Genomic DNA, 19,071 nt, shown 5'->3' on the forward strand with positions numbered 1-19,071 from the left:
GTTTGAAGGGATGTTTTTTGTTGTTTATTTCTTGTTCAGGCTGGCAAGCTAGAACTATAGCGATGGATTGGGCAAAAAACGAACCATGATGCGGCAAGTTCCAACAAGAAAGCGTTAACACAAATCGATATACTATGGTTGTGGCAGCTTAGAGGAAGACAGGGGGAGTTTTGGATGAAGCGTTTCATGAAATGGATGACAGATTCGTTTGCGCCAAGATTGGAGGCGTTTACGAATAATATTTGGGTTTCTTCGATTCAAGAAGCCATCATGGTCGCCATTCCGATGATTTTCATCGGTTCGATTATTACATTGATTTCGATTTTGCAGGATTTCATTCCGGGAATGCCGGACCTGACACCTATCACGACATTCAGTTTTGGTTTGCTTGGGTTGTTTATTGCTTTTCTGACACCTTATGTCGTGATGGAAAAAAGAGAACGACACAAAATCAAGTTGCTAGCGGGAATGACAGGGATATCTCTGTTCGTCATGCTGCTTAACCCGACGGTAAACGAAGACGGTACCATTCAGTTCATCCTTGAACGATTTGGACCCTCGGGGATGATTACAGCACTCCTGGTAGGTGTATTTGTCGCTCTTGTAATGATCATGTGCAACAAATTTTCGTTCTTCAAAAAGGGGTCTTCACTTCCCGAATTCATTATGGACTGGTTCGATTTTCTCGTCCCGATCGCCCTGGTATTAACAACAGGATGGTTACTTGTATATCAGCTTCATTTTGATATTTTTGGACTGATCGTGAACGTATTTGAGCCGATCAATGCCGTAGGGCAAAGTTTAACCGGATTTTTATTGTTCAATTTCATTGGTGTTGTACTGTATTCTTTCGGCGTAAGCCCGTGGGTTATGACACCGATCTGGTACGCGATCTGGATACCTGCAATCGAAGAAAATGCAGCTCTTGTGGCAGCGGGACAAGATCCCGTCAATATCAACACGTTTGAAACCTTTTTCTCCGGATGGCTGGGTATTGGAGGAATGGGAGCGACCTTGCCGTTAGTTGTTTGGTTCCTGATGGCACGTTCGAAAAAACTGAAATCAGTCGGCAAGGCGACTATTATCCCATCCTTGTTTAACATCAATGAACCCGTCGTGTACGGAGCACCGATTGCCTTTAATCCATTACTCATGGTACCGATGTGGATTAACTCACTTATCACGCCGGTGATTGTGTACTTGGCTCTCGACTGGGGTTGGGTGCGGATTCCGAGCCAGATCTTCCAGCTATGGTACACGCCGATCGGCCTGTCCACCTACATTATGTCCGGATTCAATGGGCTTATCTTGCTGGCAGTCGTCCTGGTGATTGTATTTATTGTCTGGTTTCCGTTTTTCAAACTGTACGATGCACAGGAACTGAAGAAAGAACAAGAACAAAATTGATATCAGAAGGGTGAGTACTATGGATAAATCAATCAATGAATTGTTGTCGGCATTGACGCTGGCCGAGAAAGCTTCACTCTGCGCAGGATTGAATATGTGGATGACAAAAGGAATCGAGCGGTTAAACATTCCGCCAGTTCATATGTATGATGGGACAAACGGCATTCGTAAAACAAACAGCGATGAAGAAATGGGGATTACAACGGAAAATGTACCCGCAACCTGTTACCCTACGGGTTCAGCCATCGGTTCTTCGTGGAATACGGAATTGTTATATGAAGTTGGTGTGGCACTGGGACGTGAATCAAAAACCATGGACGTTGAGCTGCTGCTTGGACCGGGTGTCAATATGAAAAGAACACCGCTTGGCGGAAGAAACTTCGAATACTACTCGGAAGACCCATACTTGACAGGGGAACTTGGGGCGGCGTTTATAAACGGGATCCAAAGCGAAGGCGTGGGCGCTTCTGTCAAACACTTTGCAGGAAATAACCAGGAGTTTGAAAAGATGGTAACCAGTTCGGAAATCGACGAGCGAACGCTTCGCGAGATTTACCTGAGCACCTTTGAACGTATTATTAAGAAATCCGACCCTTGGACGGTGATGTGTTCTTATAATTTATTGAATGGAACGTATACAAGTGAGAACGAACATTTGCTGCATGACATTTTGAGAGAAGAGTGGGGTTATGAAGGTGTTGTTCTATCCGACTGGACAGCTGTCAATGATCGCATACGCGGTCTGAAGGCCGGGCTTGATCTGGAGATGCCGGGTCCCGCCAATTACAATGCGAAGGCGATCATTGAAGCGGTTCAGAACGGAAGCCTTTCCGAAGAACAGTTGGATCGCAGCGTGGGACGGATTTTGAAGCTGGTAGAGCGCGTAACGGGCAAGAAAGACATGGATTCTTCTCCAAGTTCGGACTATCATGCACTCGCACGTAAAGCGGCGGCCGAGAGTATTGTGCTTCTGAAAAATGAGAACGCGATTCTCCCGCTAGGGCAGGAGTCCATTTCGTCGATTGCCGTGATCGGACGGTTTGCCAAAAAACCAAGAATTCAGGGAGCGGGCAGTGCAAAGGTAACGCCTACAAATGTCGATATTCCATGGGATGAGATAAAAAATCTGGCTGGCGATGCCATGACCATGAATTATGCAGAAGGGTACCCGGAGGATGACTCCATCAATGATGAGCTAATTAAGGAAAGCGTCTCATTAGCGATGAATTCCGATGTTGCTGTACTGTTTGTTGGCCAACCGGAATATGCGGAATCGGAGATGCATGATTTGCAAGGCATTGATCTTCCCGAGCATCAAGTGAAATTGATTCTCGCGGTTGCCGCAGTTCAACCCAAGTGTATTGTCGTAACGAGCAGCGGCTCCGCACTGGCGATGCGCCCATGGGTACAGCATGTACCTGGTGTGATTCATTCTTGGTTGTCTGGTCAAGGCATGGGTAAAGTGATTGCAGATGTATTATTCGGACAGACGAATCCTTCGGGCAAACTGTCTGAGACATTCCCTGTCAAACTGTCGGACAACCCTTCACATATGCGAATTCGCGGAGAGAACGGCAAGCTGTATTATCGCGAAGGCCTGTTCGTGGGTTATCGATATTATGACCGGAAAGAACTGGCACCTCAATTCCCGTTTGGACACGGATTGTCTTACACATCGTTCTCCTATACGGATCTGGAAGTGTCTCAGACCCACACCGGTGTTACTGTCTCCTTCCAATTGAAAAATACCGGAAAGCGCAAGGGGAAAGAAGTTGTTCAATTGTATGTTCACGATGAAGAGTGCACATGGACCCGTCCAGAGAAAGAATTGAAAGCTTTTGCTAAAGTTGAACTAGAGCCGGGTGAAAAACGCAAGATTACTTTTGAACTGGAAGAGAGAGACTTTTCATACTACAACACCAAGTATAACCGTTGGGTGGCTGAGACCGGGTTTTTCCAAATTTCACTTGGCAGCTCGTCCAAAGATATCCGAATTACGGAACGTCTGCATTGTAACTTTGGTAAGGAAGAAATCACGTTCCACAAATTCAGTCTGCTCAGTGAGTGGATGAGTGATCCTGTAGCGAAAAAGGAATTGGAGCATTGCCTGAATGAAATGAACGAGCACGTTACGGACAAGGTATATCTTAACGAGGAGTTTGTGGGATTCTGGGCAGATTTCCCAATGATCAAAGTATTCCAAATGTTCGGTCAACAATGGATGAATGAACGTTCACCTGATGAAATTATTAATGAACTTATCGCCAAGGTTAATCAGGCACGTAATGAATAGTTAAGTAAAAGAAAAGCCAAGTTCAATCCTAACCAAAGGACATGAACTTGGTTTTTCTAACGTTTCGGGATATATCGTTAGGAAACGTAACCTTCGAACCAAGATACCGCAAAAGACAGTTGGTTTGAAGACATCTTGATCACGGCAGGTACACCTGAATGGCCTTTGAACCTGTCACAGATGAATTTTACGATAATCCGATGAATTGAGGCACCATATGAGGGTTTCCTTTTATTCATCAGACTAATGATATTGATTATTGTTCTCATTTACACGCTTCGACAATTACTGTATACTGACAATAGTTATTTTACATATTGGTATAAAAGACAAGAGAGAATTGAAAAGGGAGAGATTATTTACATGTTGGTATCCGTTAAAAAAGGGATGTTTCTTTGTTTAATTACTGCAATGATTTTGGTGCTCGCAGCGTGTTCAAGCAACAATGGTGGCAGCAAAGATGCAAATGGCAGCTCACAGCAGGCTGCGGAGAGCAGTGCCACGAATGAAGCAACAAATGGGGAACAAACCGACGCAGACGCTTCAGCACCTGCCGAAACAACCTACCCGGTAACCGTTTCAAATTATACAACAGAGAACGGCACATGGGTGAAGAAGGATCAAACGTTTGACAAGGCACCTGAACGAGTAGTTGCCAATACCCAAGGTGCAGCCGAGCTGATGATTCGCCTTGGTTTGACAGACAAACTTGTAGGTGTAGCTGCGTTGTTTGGTAGTGTACCTGAAGATATTGCGGACGAGTTTAAACAAATTCCTGTGCTAGCTGAAGGCTATGTAGGCAAGGAAGTGACAATAGGGGCTACGCCTGACCTGGTTGTTGGTCGTGGTGGATTGTTTGAGGATGCGGACTGGGGTGTTGGTACAGTAAGCAGCTTGAATGATATGGGGATCAAAACATATGTACAAAGCACCAGTGTTCCTGATGCATCGTTAGATAGTCTGTATCAAGATATTACTGAATTAGGTGAGATATTTAACGTACAAGCCAATGCAGCGGCATATATTGAGACGCTTAAAGCACGCGAGAATGCCTTGTCGGCCCGAGCTAGCGCTGAAACGATCAACTATGCATCCTTTTCGGATAATGGTGATGGAACCATTGGAATCTACAACGGAAATGGTGATACGTTTATTGAAAGTGCAATGTCATTAATCAATATGCATAATATGCTGATTAATGAAACTGGCACACTCAGCCTGGAGAAGTTAATCGAGATTAATCCGGATGCAATGATTATTTCGAGGTATGCAGGTGGTATTGATCCAGAAGAAACGATTAAAAAGCTGCTTGCCAACAAGCAGGTGCAAAACATTAACGCAGTTAAAAACAAGAAAATCTACATTATTGATTTCAACAACTTCTGGGGATACGGAGATTCCATCTTCACAGGCGTTGAAGGACTTGCTGATGATCTAGGCTTGTAATGAAAATTTCGGCTTAATGACCATTCGTGCCTCAAGATCGTTTCATGGGCCAAGAGCATAGTACCAATGAAAGTCGCTATTTTAGCGGCTTTTTTTGTTTATCAGGGACCAAATTCCTTTCTAAAGCTGATCAAACTTTTATTGGGATATAACGTTATTATTGTAAGATTAAAAATTACATGAAGTGGGTGAGTCGCTGTGAGAATGAAGCACTTAAAAAAAGTAGTTGTCGTTGCATTAGTGATGTCGGTGTTATTACCATTGGGGGCTCAAAAATCTGAAGCAGCATCCAAATATGTTGATTTGGAAATTCAGTGGGCAGACGGTCGAATTAACCATGTTCAGACGTTAATCAAGGATGGAGTCACTTACGGAAGTTTTTTCTCACTGGGTATTAAGGCAGGCCTAGTGTGGGGGATGGAAGATGATAATACCGCCGTACTGAAGAGCAGTCAGAAGCATATTGTTGTGCACTTGGGAAGCAGCATTGCCGAGGTTGATGGTCAAAAAGTAGATATGGGCAGAGAACCTGTGTGGTATATTAGTCACCTTTATGTACCTATAGGATTTCTTGCATCTGCTTTGGACGGGGAAGTGACTCATCAAGATATGAAAACGAACAAGGTAACCGTGACTGGATTGAGCAATTATACTGATACTTTTTATGGCAGCAACATGGGTTACACCTATGTCATTCGCACTGCAAAAGGAGATCTTGAGATTACGAATGCTTCTACTGGACAAAAGAGTTCGATTCCCTTAGGGATAAAGGACATGAATGTGAATACTCATGATCTTAAAATAAATTTTAAGAGGAGTCCCCAAAATCTACTTATTGTCATCATTGAACACACTAATCGAAAAACGGAAGACTACGATCTTTACACCTTGGTATTCAAAAATAAAGGTCTGATTCGCAAATCCATTGCTCACGGGGTAACGGGCCAGCAGGAAATTTTGAATTCAGATAGTACCATTCAACTCATCGATGACAACAGTATACGTATTATTGAAGATGAAAGTGGTAAAGTACTTGAAGTCCTTTCTCGTTGAATAGATATCTGATCCGATATTCATGAATTACATCCCTCACCAACTGATTTTAATACAAACATCTCAAAGAGCCGCTGATCAGAGTGATCAGCGGCTCTTGCATATTTCTTCCCGAATCTTTTCAAAACCAAAAATAGTTAGGCTAACTTTTGTAAATCTAAATACAGTGGTTTTAAATTTTTATAATGATATTAAACTAACAAGATAGCTTGACTTGTGAATGAATTATCAGTATAGTGTGAATCAGTTCACACTATACATTAAGGAGTAGTCTATGCCAAAAAATACTTTCTTTCGTTTAGACGAAGCAAGGCGCGAGGAAATATCGAATAGCGCAATGCATCTTTTTGTTGATAATCTTTACGAGGATATAACTATGAAGATGGTTTTGGATAGTTTGTCCATGCACCCCGGAACATTTTATCGGTATTTTGAAGACAAAGATGACCTTTATTGTCACTTAATACGTAATGTGACCCAGAAAAGAGCTGCATACTTCAGTAACAGTAATGAAGATTCCCTTTACAGCTATTTCCTTACTGGCTTATTTGGTAACGTTAATGGCATGGTGACCGAGCCACTGAATGAGTTGGAAATCAAACTGACTAAAACATTTTCATATATTCCTGAGGACATTTTGCTGAAAGTATATGTGAATGTCTTAAAGGGCGAGTCATTCCCCATGATCAAAGACATTTTACGCCGAATGAGGGTTGATGGATATCTCCGACCGGATGTTGACGACGACCTGATTTCTTTTATGTTTGAGTCAATGCAGCTTAATTTAATCTTGTTTTTTAGGGAATTCGATATTAAGGACTCTGAGCTGCAACATAAGATCAGCAAGTACTTTGCTGAATTTATGGGTCATGGGCTGCTTGAAGATCATAAATATTCTGAAATGGTTAGCGATCTCAAGGGGGAAAGAAAATGAAAACCTATAATGCATTTCCAGAACCAATTGGCGGCCATACTGTCGGTCGAACCCAGATGGATTTTGAGTACACGGCATCAGATTACTCCAAAAGAGAACTGACCGCTTTTGTGTACTATCCGTCTGACAGTAGCGAAGGTAAGACTACATCAACGTACATGTTTCCTGAAGTCTACGAGATGTTTAATGAGCAGCCACTTGTCACCGCGTTGAAGGATGTTTTCTCTATAGATATCAAGACCCAGTGTTACGACGACCTTGCTCTTTCCGGGAAGGAAAAGCGCTATCCAGTGTTATTCTATATTTGCGGCGGGGGCGGATCTCCAGAATGGGGTACAGTGCTTTGTACAGACTTGGCAAGCATGGGGTATGTTGTGGTAAGCATCGGCCATCAGAATAGCACGATGTATAAACGTAAAGATGGGCGCCTGTTTAATGTATCCAAGGATTTTTCGGATGTCATTACAGCGTTTGGTGAAGATCCGGAGATGCTGGCGTTGGCTGGTAAGATGGAGATGCGTCCTGACGATGAAACTGCCATTGAGATGTGCCGTAACGTGCTTGCACTACCGATACTTTCCAAGATAACAGAGTATAGTGAATCACAGGCAGAAGATGTAAGGTATGTAGCCGATTATCTTTACAAACTGGACTCTGGAGAGCTGAATTCCATCTTTAAGGGCAGATTACTGCTTGACATCGGCATGGGTATAGTCGGACATTCTTATGGAGGGCCTACGACGGCGATGGTTTGCCGGGATGACGACCGGTTCGCCTGCGGGATTGGCTTGGATAGCAGTGCGTTTGGACTTCTTGACAGCGATCTTAAGAAACCCTTCTTGTTCCTGTTTTGTGAACCTAACTATAATATGAATGCGGTTATTGGCGCTAACAATAGCATGGAAACCTATTATTTCTCAGTTGATCGTGTTGCACATTTGGATTACTGTGACATCGTGTTTACCAGTGTTAATAAGGAACACAGAGGCGAACGGGATGCTATGGAGATGCGAAATCTTGTTACAGACTATGCGAAGAACTTTTTTGATCATTACATACTGCAGAAGGCAACAAGTGTGGAAAGTCTGGCATACGATGGTGTGGAATTGATCAGGAAGACTAGCAACAAGTGACATAACCGAGAGACTACTGATTAATATATGTCAATTAATTTATATCAATGAGCTAGCCGTACAAACGCAGAGCCGATAACCCCTATTACGCGGTTATCGGCTCTCTGATATTGCAAATTAACTTCCTGGTTCAAATAATTGACGCTTATTCGGCCTTAGTCCCGCCAGTGTTTACTTGCTTCCAGGCTCCATCAACATGATATGACATTCCTTTTCGGCGGAAGGCTTGATCTCGACTCCTTTAGGCACAATATACATCTCGCCCTTGGAAATCTTCACTTGCCCATCACGAAAATCAATTATCATTTCCCCCTCGAGCACAAAAAATAACTTATCGGTCTCCTCATGAACATGCCACTCAAAATCTCCAGCAATCTTAACGATCTTAAATTGATAATCATTCATTTCACCAATGAGTTTCGGAGACCAAAGATCGTTTAATTTCGAAAATTCCTCATTTAATTTAATAGCTTGATAGTGCATCGTCATTCCTCCTGTGTATTAATCCTATATGTTCAGTATACTGATCTAAGCACTGGTATAACATGGATGCCTATTGAAATCAGGATGGATTATTGATGAACTTCAGACGATACTCCGTAGGAGAAATACCACATTGTTTCTTGAACACTCTGCTAAAATAAAAGGGGTCAGCAATGCCAACGCTCTCAGCAATCTGTTGTACAGACGCATCACTTGCCAATAACATTTGCTGTGCCATGTTTATACGATATTTCAATACATATTCTGCTGGCCCCATACCTGCATGTCTTCTAAACACGTAGGAAAGTCGATTTCGATTAACATTATTTTGTTCTGCAAGCGATGCGACAGTCAGACTTTGATCATAGTATTCTTGGATATAGGTAGAGACCCGTTCGAATAAAACATCTGATTCACAACTATTTTGCCTATGATCAACACATATTAAAGTCTCATTCAGTACATCGCGAAACAACATCTCGGTCTGAAACTTTGAAATACCTCCGTGCTGATTATACACATGCCAAAGACGCGTGATTAATTCGATCAGACGTGGGGACTGACCCGTTGATAATTCAAAATGCTGATGGGAAAAGCTTGTCTCTTCGAGGTCCGAACTACATATCCGGTATAAAACGAGGATATATTCCCAGTCCGTTCTATGAAACACGGTTTGATCCAGTTTCATTTTCGCGCCCCCATGTACAACTTTTCCTGGTGAAAAAATATAGGGTGTACCATCAAATTGAAATTGTATTTTTCCTGTAAGAGGAAATACAAATCCAGGAAAAGAATCGGTATAGTCAGCCTGGGGAACCCCTGGATTTCTAGCATATCGATATACGCCTTCAACTTGAAAAGGAATGTGTGCAAAATGCGCTGCTAACTGATTAACGTCTACTTTCACATTACGTACCTCATTTCAAAAGTGTTTGCCGGTCATTCTAAGATAAATCGTTATGCACCTTACTCCAACATTATTGATAACGATTATCACTGTCAACATATATAATGAAAAAGAAAGCTCTTTTTTACATATGGGCAATAGAATCCATCTTGTGTTAACATGTGCACTAACTAATCCAATTGTTTGCTTGAGAAGGGGAACCCATGTCAATTCGAATAAAAATGCTGCTGTCCTTCACGGGCATGCTTGTTATAAGTCTACTGTTCATCCTGCTTACGGCAAGTCTGTATACGATTGCGGCTACGGGGGATCTACAGAGTTTCCGTGATATATACAAGGTACATTATCAGATCAACCCCCTGACTGAGCAGGGAGAATCGATCTTTCAAGAAATGAAGTTCCTGGCCAAAAATGACCCCGACGACCTGCAGAACAAGGTTTTGCTGCGTGAATATGACATGAAGCTTCGAGCTGAGAAGTCAGGGCTCTACATCAGACGAGAGAATAGTCAGATCTTCGAATCACTGACCTTCAACCAGCCAGAACTGAAGCAAGCACTTCCTGCCTATGATCTTAACAATTATCAGATTCGGAGCACCTTCAATATTGGTGAGCGATTTTACGCGTATGCAAAATTTGATTTTCAATATTCAGACGGGGAACGGGGGAGTATCTTTGTCATTCGTGAGAGAAGTCCCTTTGCGGAGCTTACTCGCAAGTTGCTGCCTGTAATGTCATTCCTGCTTATTGGCGTCCTCATCATTGCAAATCTGCTCTTGTTCCGCTGGATCACGCGCAGCTTCATTAAACCATTGAATCAACTACGAAGTTCAGCCGAACATATTAAGGATGGCAATCTATCCTTTAAACTTCAGCTAAACTCCAATGACGAGGTTGGTCAACTCAGCGAAGCGTTTGAGAGCATGCGGAATCAATTACAGCTCTCTTATGCGTTACGTCAGCAGGACGAAGTGAACCGCAAAGAGCTTATCTCCAACATTTCGCATGATCTCCGTACGCCGATTACCAATATCAAAGGGTATATTGAGGGTATTCGTGACGGCGTGGCTAATACTCCGGAGAAAATGGAGAGTTACGTTAATATCATTCACTCCAAAGCAGTTAGCATGGATAAGCTGGTGGATGAACTGTTTTTGTATTCCAAGCTCGACTTGAACCAAGAGCCTTTCCTGTTCAAGTCAGTTGATCTCGCTGATTTCCTTGAAGATAGCATTGAAGAGCTGAGATATGATCTGGAGGATAAAGGTGTTGCCCTGGATTGGATTAACCAGGTGTCTGGTCCCGCCATGGCTGCTGTGGATCCGGAGAAGTTAAAACGTACCGTTGTTAATGTGGTGGATAATGCACTCAAATACATGGAGAATGAACATAAACGATTCGAGATTACACTTCAAGCTGATGAGAACTGGATTACGATGGCGTTTAAAGATAATGGCAGGGGAATACCTGAAGAGGCACTGCCTTATATATTTGAACGCTTCTATCGTGCAGAACAATCCCGGAATTCCTCAACGGGAGGAAGTGGGCTCGGGCTAGCAATTGCCCGCCAAATCATTGATGGACATGGGGGCTTTATCTGGGCAGAAAGCCAGCCCAATGATGGCACGAGTATATATATCAAGCTGAAACGGCTGAATGAAGAGAGGAACTAATGAGTAATGGCAAACATTTTGATCATTGAAGACGAAACAACGATTGCGGAACTGGAACGGGATTATTTTGAGCTCAACGGATTTTCCGTGGATCTCTGCCATACTGGAGATGAAGGTCTGAAGCAGGCACTGGAGGGGGACTATAATCTGATCATTGTTGATCTGATGCTTCCGGGACTTGACGGATTCGAATGTTGCAGGCGCATTCGCGAGGTAAAAGAGGTGCCCATCCTTGTTGTTTCCGCAAAAAAGGAAGAAATCGATAAGATCCGGACATTTAATCTGGGAGTGGATGATTTTATTACAAAACCGTTTAGCCCAAGTGAGTTGGTTGCACGAGCAAAGGCTCATTTGACCCGATACGAGAGACTACTTGGCAAAAACAAACCAGCTGAGCAGGATGAAATCCACATTCGCGGGCTTCACATTGATAAAGGATCACGGCGCGTTTTTGTTAATGGAGAAGAGGTGGCGATTACAACCAAGGAGTTCGAGTTACTTGTATTTCTTGCGAGTCATCCCAACCGTGTATTCAGCAAATCCGATCTGTTCGAGCGGATCTGGGGCATGGATTCCACCGGAGACATTGCAACGGTTACTGTCCATATTCGCAAACTGCGCGGCAAGCTGGAGACAGACCCCAAAAATCCGGAGTATATTGAAACCGTCTGGGGTGCAGGCTACCGGTTTACTGCATAAGTTTCGTGAAAATTTAGAGCCAGTTTATATTTTGTTAATAACTTTAGCCTTGGGAGTTTCTTTTTGTCCTCTATTCTATAGATACAGGCAATTACAACCTATAGAGGAGGAATTCAACCATGAATTCTACAACCCGCAAAATCGCTACATTTCTAACCATAACTGCATTAGGTACAGCAGTGTTCCCGTTAACTGCGAATCAAGTACATGCAGCTACATACGTTACTAACATTGCGGCAACAACCACACAGCTTAATCAACAACAGATTGAAGCTGCTATCAAGGATCTGAATAGCTTGGGGATCATGAACGGGTATGCAGATCAATCTATGGGTGAACATCGAGCAATTACCCGTGCGGAGTTAGCTTCATTGGTTTTCAAAACGTTTAATTTGGAGAGCAAGACGGGAGAAACCGTAGAATTGACGGATGTGAATCCGAATGCATGGTATGCGCCATATGCGTCAAAGCTTGTTGAACTTGGCATCATGCAGGCTAACGATGGACAATTCAATCCGCAAACTCAAGTGTCGGATGCTGAACTCGAACAGGTCGTATCCAAAGCGATGCAACGTGATGTAAAGTCCGTTCACCATTGGATGAGCGAGTTCTACTCCGAGAACGGTACAGCAACGCGCGGCGAAACAGCAGTGCTGTTGCAAACTGCACACCAAGCTATTCCTTCGGAGCAAGCTCAAATCAAGAGCGTTAGATCACTGAATGCCATTACGTTAATTGTAACTTTTGACAAGCCGCTGACAGCAGCGAATGAAGCTTTTGCCAAGGCACAAACGGACTTTGCGTTTAGTGGCGGGTTGACGTTAACCAATATGCCCCGTTTGAAAACAGGGTCAATCGCGACTTACATCGTTCCAACGTCCGTACAAGATGCTGGTGAAGTGTACAACCTGACTTACAAAGGCCAAGACGCTGGTTCCTTTGAAGGCAGTGGTACGAAAATAAACATGACAACGGTTAGTCAAGTAACGAATGATACATTCGAGATTAAAGCATTGCAAGTGAACAGTGTCGTGGATTATGGTTACATCATTTCGGCTTACAGTGGTGGTCGAGGAGCTAATGCATTTGTGCTGAATGATCAAGAGCAAGCAGGAGGCAAAACGTATCAGATCATCTCTTCCATGCAGGCAAGACAAGTTGTAATTACGCCAGAAGGTGGCGAGCCTATCGTTGCCAGATATGTTCCGTTCACGCAATCCACAGACGGTAAACAAGAACCGAAGTTCCGTTTGCCTGAGGGACAAACGCTGAAATCAGGTGTCACATATACGGTTTCTTCGGATTGGGCCAACATCGAAAATGCTTCATTTACGGCGAAATCGTTTGATCCACTAGTGGTTGCAAGTGCTCAAGCAGTGAGCGAAACCTCCATTGAAGTTACACTTGACCAGGACCCTGGGGATGAACTGTTCTCTGGTCGAAGTGTAACGTTAACTTCACCTAGCGGGGATGTTCTGACGGCCACTTATAAATATTCAAGTCGAAAAGGTGCGACGGGTGTATTTGACCTAACAAATGATGGGAAGTTGACTGCAGGTACTACGTATACAATAAATCCAGTTGGGGATTGGAGTATCGCTTCTTCGGTCACCTTGACACTGAAGTAAAGGAGGCAGTATGAGTAAAACGCTGATCATCGTTGTCCTGATAAGCAGTATGTTGATCGTTCAAGGTTGCGTGCCTGAAATGAGAAACGACTCTAACGAGGAGGTAAAGGCCATGACTTCAGCAGATGAACAGCTGTTCAAGGCAGTAGAGGACAGCGATACTGAACGCATCGAACAAATGATTCAAGCAGGTGCCAATATCAATGCTCAAGATCAGAGTGGACGAACCGCTACAATGATTGCAACTTACAATAATGATCCAACATCGGCTAAAGTGTTAATTGAAGCGGGGGCAGATGTGAATATACAGGACGATATGCAAAATACCCCGTTTCTGTATGCTGGCGCTGAAGGATACTTGGATATTTTGAAGCTGACAATCGAGGCGGGAGCGGACCCAGCGATAACGAATCGATATGGAGGGACAGCACTTATTCCAGCTTCGGAGCATGGATATGTGGATGTAGTGCAAGAACTACTGACTCAAACTTCGGTGGATGTGGACCATGTGAATCAATTGGGATGGACAGCACTACTCGAAGCGATCATTCTTAACGATGGCAATGCTCGGCAGCAGGAGACGATACAATTACTCATTGATCATGGAGCAGACGTGAACATACCGGATCGTGATGGCGTATCACCGCTCAGTCATGCGAAGAATAATGGTTTTAAAGAAATTGAAGACATTTTGGTACAAGCTGGTGCGAAATAAAACCCTTTTAGGGTGAATAAATTAACAAACATGTTGAGATATATGTAAAAATGGTTTTCATGGAGCGCCTGATTCCTTCTATGCTGAAGGGCAGGCGCTTCATTCAATCCATCTTACGTGTATGAAACTGGCTTAGTCTTAACATGACATGATTAGATACGAGAACGAGGATCTTAAAAATTGAATATCTCTGCTTTGAAGTTTGCTATAGTGTACCACTATACTTCCAGATAAAATGGAAATACCAACCATGTAAGCGTTATCTATTATTGCGCTGCTTATACATGTTGGAATCATTCATGGAGGTGTATGATGAAGAGGAAGTCTTGGTATACTTTGGCGGTAACTGGTGTCATCTCTTTGTTTTTTTCGGTAAGCGCTTTCGCTGGTTATGTTTTCTGGGAACCTCTAACCTATTTTAACGCAAGTACGTGGCAAAAAGCGGATGGGTATTCCAATGGGAACATGTTTAACTGTACGTGGAGGGCTAACAATGTTAATTTTACAAGTGACGGCAAGCTTAAGCTTGGTTTGACCAGCTCTGCACAGAACAAGTTTGATTGCGGAGAGTATCGTACCACGAATACGTATGGGTACGGCTTGTATGAAGTCAGTATGAAACCTGCCAAGAACACAGGTGTAGTTTCCTCATTTTTCACATACACAGGCCCTGCACATGGCACCCAATGGGATGAGATTGATATCGAATTTTTAGGAAAAGACACAACCAAAGTGCAGTTTAATTATTATACCAATGGGGTTGGTAATCATGAGAAGATTATCAATCTAGGGTTTGATGCATCCCAGGGCTTCCATACGTACGCATTTGACTGGCAGCCGGGACATATCAAATGGTATGTTGATGGTGTATTGAAACATACGGCAACCAGCAATATTCCTAAAACACCCGGAAAAATCATGATGAACCTGTGGAATGGAACAGGAGTAGATAGCTGGCTCGGTCCTTACAACGGGGCCAATCCGCTCTATGCAGAGTACGATTGGGTCAAATATACGAGTAATTAAGCAGACTGAAGCAGCCGTTAGCGGCTGCTTTTTTCTATATTCTGGCATTGTATTTATTCAATATATGTATTCAATATCCAATATCCTAAATTAATGCAATAAATGTTGCAATATTAGTATGGGCATAAATATCAAAAATTCATTATGATTAACCTGTAAGCAACATTACATAGACTGGGGGAACGAAGTTGGACACAAGTAAAAAGAGACGAGTAGGCAGTTTGGTCATGATCGGTGTATTGGCTCTATCTGCAGCCCTGAGTGGGTGTAGTAACGGGAGCGACAAGAAAACAGAATCGAGTACAGCAGCGACAACGTTGGAGCTCAAAGATGGAAAGTATGATCCACCAGTATCCATTACGTATTTACGACCATGGGGTCCAGACGTGAAGTTTAAGTCAGGCGAGGATCAGGATAATAATGTCCATACAAAATGGGCCAAGGAGAAACTCGGAATTGAGTTGAAAAACCAGTGGATATCTCCTTCTACCAATAATGCATTTGAGACGAAACTGCGCCTGTCACTGGCTTCCAATGCAGACATGCCAGACATTATTTCATATCGCGGCGAATTCAATCTGGTGCGTGAATTGATTGAGTCCGGAAAATTTGTTGATGCGGGCGAGTTGTTTGACAAATATGCCAGCGACACATGGAAAGCAGCCGTAAACGAAGATCCTTCCGTATGGTATCCATACATGCAAGATGGCAAAAAGATCGGTATTCCGATTCTGGACTATTCCTATAATGGTGATCCTGTCATGTGGATCCGTGAAGACTGGATGAAGAAATTCAATCTGGAAGCACCTAAAACGATAGATGATCTTGAAGTCATTATGGAAACGTTTACGAATCAAGATCCGGATGGCAATGGGAAGCAGGACACTTACGGACTCACCATTGGCTTCAAGAACTGGCTGAACACATGGATGTCTGAAGCTGGGTGGGTATTTGGCGCTTATGGTACAATGCCAAACCAATGGAATCTGACGGCAGACGGAAAACTTGAATACGGTTCCGTTACACCTGGTGCAAAACAGGCTTTGGCCAAATTACAGAGCTGGATGAGCAAAGGGTATATCCCGGAAGAAGCCGGCGTGTATGATGAGACAAAAGCAGCTGAAGAATTTACTGCCGGAAAAGCAGGTATTGTGGTTGGTCCTCACTGGATGCCATCCTGGCCGCTGGAGGATGTGAAGAAAAACAATCCGGAGGCTGAATACAAGGCGTATCCAATTCCTTCTGGTCCAAATGGTCAAGCAGGAAGACATGGTACGTCAAACGGAAATGGCGTAGTTCTAATTAACAAAGACATGAAAAATCCGGAAGCCTTTTTCACCTATCAGAACTATCTCTTTGATCACTATGCAAATCCTAAAGAGGGCGATGAGTTTGAGCATGGATTTGCGGAAGGATACGATTGGGTTATGGTAGATGGGAAACCATCAACCGATGCAAGTCTTACGGGGGGTTATGCTCCCGAGAAGTACACGTTGACTTTTGATGGAGCGCGTATTCCCAATCTAAGTATGACAACACTTGCCAAGCTGGCAAGTGGTGAAGAAGCAACTACACCATTTGAGAAAAAAATCAAATCAGGTGTACCAGTACCTATGCTTGATGCAGCCAAGATTGTTTTGGATCAAAAAGATATCGTGTTCAATCAAATGTTTACCGGTGCACCTTCAATGACGATGCAGATGAACAATGACATTTTGACAAAGATGGAGAAAGACACCTTCTCTCAAATTGTGTATGGCAAAACCTCTGTGGACGCGTTCGACTCATTTGTTGAGAAGTGGAAGTCTTCAGGTGGAGATCAGATTACGAAAGAAGTTAACGAGTGGTATGATTCCGTGAAAAGCGGAAAATAGGATGACGCAGGGCTGGCTGAATTGAATCATCGCGGCCACATAAGCACCAAAAAGGCATTGCAGGAGAAGATCTCCGGCAATGCCTTTTTGTATTTGATATGGAGTAGGGGAAACCAGAGAAATACCAGAACGTCAAGTCTAGTCTGTGTGCTTTCTTAAACCGGCAGATTTTCCCGATATTCTTGCGGTGTAAGATCATAAAATTTCTTGAAAACTCGGATGAAATATGCGGTATTGTTGTAACCGACAAGTTCTGCAATCTCAAACACTTTGGCGGTTGATGTTCGCAAATGATAGGCTGCTTTCTCCATTCTTAACCGGTACACATAGGCAGTAAGTGCTTCACCTGTCTCCGCCTTGTATACCTTGGACAAGTAGACTGGGTGCAGATGCACATGGTCGGCAATTGCAGGCAGTGATACATCTCCAGCCAGATGAAGGTCGACAAAACTTTTGACGCTGCGCACAATGGTGCTGTGATTGTCTCTAAGCTCTTGTTCAGCATCATCTCGTATGTAATGAAGTGTACGCACAGACCAGTCCTGTAGCTGCTGCGCAGTGGAATAGCTGGGAGCTTGAAAGTAACGATAGGACTCTGCTGGTATCAAAGAAGAGATTTGTTTGCCATTTTTATGAATGATGTACGCAAACGCGCCCGCAATAGCAAAATACACCTCAAAAGTTGACTCAGCAATATCATGATGTTCATTGGAATGCAGCAGTTCCTCAAAAATGTGCTCGATTTTCTGTTCCACATCCTCAAAGCGACCAGCTTCGAGCAGGCTAATCAACGTTGGTGGCTGATACAGCGACCTGATCGTATGTAGAGGGTTGGCATCCGTTTCATCGGAAGCGGTGACAAACAAACCTTGCACCTGACCCATCCGTTTACGCATGGACATAACCGTTCGCTCATAGAGTTCTCCAATTTCGTGGGGAAACTTGCCCCAACTGGAGACGGAAATGGAGATTGCACCTTTCAGGTATAACTGAACATTGGTTTGAATCTGGGCAGCATACTGCTCAAGCAATGTCTGAGGCGTCTCACTCCTGCTATAACTCATCGTTGTGGAATGTTTCATGCTTACCAGAACAACAATGTAATCATGAACGTCACGTGTATGCCAGATATGAAAATGATTATGCATCACTTCACTTATGATATTACATATCGCATATTCCATTAGGGCCAGGTCGCCGTGTGCCATATCGGATAGATGTTTCTCCATACGAATAATCAGCATGCCGAGATCTTCTCCTACGGAGTAGGGAAGCTCCAGCAGATCAAGCTTGTCTGCCAGCGTCTTCTGATCATAGACTTTTCCAGTCAGCAACTCATGCAGCATCGTGGATTGAAGCAATGGCAGATGATCCTGAAAGGCGTGTAAGGCTCTTTGATGAGATGCTGCGGTTTCCCACTTTTCTTTAATTCGATGAACAAGACGTTGCACGGATTCGATCAGATCTTCATCACTAACGGGTTTCAGCAAGTAATCAAAGCTTTCCTGCGCAATGGCCTGTTTCGCATATTCAAAGTCGGCGTGACCTGATAACAGAATTGTCTGCACATGAGGCCACTTTTCATGAATCGCTGTAATCAGTGCAATACCTGACATTTCGGGCATACGTATATCCGTAATTACAATGTCAATGTCGTGGTTGTCCATAATTTCCAGCGCTACTGCACCGGATAAGGCTTCATGAACTGTACCGATCCCGCAGCTTTCCCACGGAATGGTCTCTGCCAGCGTTTCCACGACGGAACGTTCATCGTCAACTAATAATATTTGCAGCATGGGT

14 protein-coding genes and 1 pseudogene are annotated in these 19,071 nt (G+C 43.5%); 12 read left to right on the forward strand and 3 right to left on the reverse strand.

Translation table 11 applies throughout. The features are described 5' to 3' along the window. Window positions 1–174 precede the first annotated feature (174 nt). The 6 genes from MHI48_RS15560 (at window position 175) to MHI48_RS15585 (ending at window position 8,266) form a co-directional block, all read left to right on the forward strand. Complete coding sequence (locus MHI48_RS15560; RefSeq protein WP_036671279.1) at window positions 175–1,407, forward strand: PTS sugar transporter subunit IIC; 1,233 nt, start codon at window positions 175–177, stop codon at window positions 1,405–1,407. Between the two features lie 19 nt (window positions 1,408–1,426). Further along, complete coding sequence (locus MHI48_RS15565; protein ID WP_405144566.1) at window positions 1,427–3,700, forward strand: glycoside hydrolase family 3 C-terminal domain-containing protein; 2,274 nt, start codon at window positions 1,427–1,429, stop codon at window positions 3,698–3,700. A 363-nt stretch (window positions 3,701–4,063) separates the two neighbouring features. Further along, window positions 4,064–5,146 (forward strand): ABC transporter substrate-binding protein, encoded by a 1,083-nt coding sequence (locus MHI48_RS15570; RefSeq protein ID WP_036671283.1) that lies wholly within the window; start codon window positions 4,064–4,066, stop codon window positions 5,144–5,146. Between the two features lie 204 nt (window positions 5,147–5,350). Then, window positions 5,351–6,199, forward strand: coding sequence for a stalk domain-containing protein (locus tag MHI48_RS15575; protein ID WP_143781403.1), 849 nt, complete (start codon window positions 5,351–5,353; stop codon window positions 6,197–6,199). Between the two features lie 274 nt (window positions 6,200–6,473). Continuing rightward, window positions 6,474–7,133 (forward strand): TetR/AcrR family transcriptional regulator, encoded by a 660-nt coding sequence (locus tag MHI48_RS15580; protein ID WP_036671287.1) that lies wholly within the window; start codon window positions 6,474–6,476, stop codon window positions 7,131–7,133. Continuing rightward, window positions 7,130–8,266: a choline esterase gene (locus MHI48_RS15585; protein ID WP_036671290.1), complete on the forward strand. Its 1,137-nt coding sequence runs from the start codon at window positions 7,130–7,132 to the stop codon at window positions 8,264–8,266. Before MHI48_RS15580 ends, MHI48_RS15585 begins: the two co-directional genes overlap by 4 nt. 145 nt (window positions 8,267–8,411) lie before the next feature. Here the strand turns inward: MHI48_RS15585 and MHI48_RS15590 are convergent. Continuing rightward, window positions 8,412–8,749: pseudogene (locus tag MHI48_RS15590) on the reverse strand (cupin domain-containing protein). A gap of 79 nt (window positions 8,750–8,828) precedes the next feature. After that, on the reverse strand, window positions 8,829–9,656 hold the full coding sequence (locus MHI48_RS15595; RefSeq protein WP_036671293.1) for an AraC family transcriptional regulator: 828 nt from the start codon (window positions 9,654–9,656) through the stop codon (window positions 8,829–8,831). Between the two features lie 203 nt (window positions 9,657–9,859). Here MHI48_RS15595 and MHI48_RS15600 point away from each other — a divergent pair, with 203 nt between their 5' ends. The 6 genes from MHI48_RS15600 to MHI48_RS15625 all read left to right on the forward strand — a co-directional run bounded on the left by MHI48_RS15600 (window position 9,860) and on the right by MHI48_RS15625 (window position 17,271). Next, window positions 9,860–11,329, forward strand: a complete 1,470-nt coding sequence (locus MHI48_RS15600; RefSeq protein ID WP_076327554.1) for a HAMP domain-containing sensor histidine kinase — start codon at window positions 9,860–9,862, stop codon at window positions 11,327–11,329. Window positions 11,330–11,335: 6 nt separating this feature from the next. After that, a complete protein-coding gene (locus MHI48_RS15605) occupies window positions 11,336–12,028 on the forward strand; it encodes a response regulator transcription factor (RefSeq protein ID WP_047843050.1) in 693 nt (230 codons plus the stop codon). 119 nt (window positions 12,029–12,147) lie between these two features. Beyond that, window positions 12,148–13,656, forward strand: coding sequence for an S-layer homology domain-containing protein (locus MHI48_RS15610; RefSeq protein WP_036671301.1), 1,509 nt, complete (start codon window positions 12,148–12,150; stop codon window positions 13,654–13,656). Window positions 13,657–13,666: 10 nt separating this feature from the next. Then, the gene (locus MHI48_RS15615; RefSeq protein WP_076327553.1) at window positions 13,667–14,371 is read left to right on the forward strand and encodes an ankyrin repeat domain-containing protein; all 705 of its coding nucleotides are present in this window, start codon (window positions 13,667–13,669) and stop codon (window positions 14,369–14,371) included. Between the two features lie 312 nt (window positions 14,372–14,683). Further along, the gene (locus tag MHI48_RS15620; protein ID WP_036615630.1) at window positions 14,684–15,397 is read left to right on the forward strand and encodes a glycoside hydrolase family 16 protein; all 714 of its coding nucleotides are present in this window, start codon (window positions 14,684–14,686) and stop codon (window positions 15,395–15,397) included. Window positions 15,398–15,624: 227 nt separating this feature from the next. Next, window positions 15,625–17,271, forward strand: a complete 1,647-nt coding sequence (locus MHI48_RS15625) for an extracellular solute-binding protein (RefSeq protein WP_076327910.1) — start codon at window positions 15,625–15,627, stop codon at window positions 17,269–17,271. 155 nt (window positions 17,272–17,426) lie between these two features. Here the strand turns inward: MHI48_RS15625 and MHI48_RS15630 are convergent, their stop codons facing one another. Continuing rightward, window positions 17,427–19,067, reverse strand: coding sequence for a response regulator (locus MHI48_RS15630; RefSeq protein ID WP_017688357.1), 1,641 nt, complete (start codon window positions 19,065–19,067; stop codon window positions 17,427–17,429). Window positions 19,068–19,071 lie beyond the last annotated feature (4 nt).

This window comes from Paenibacillus sp. FSL H7-0942, assembly GCF_045040715.1.
Classification (GTDB): domain Bacteria; phylum Bacillota; class Bacilli; order Paenibacillales; family Paenibacillaceae; genus Paenibacillus; species Paenibacillus amylolyticus.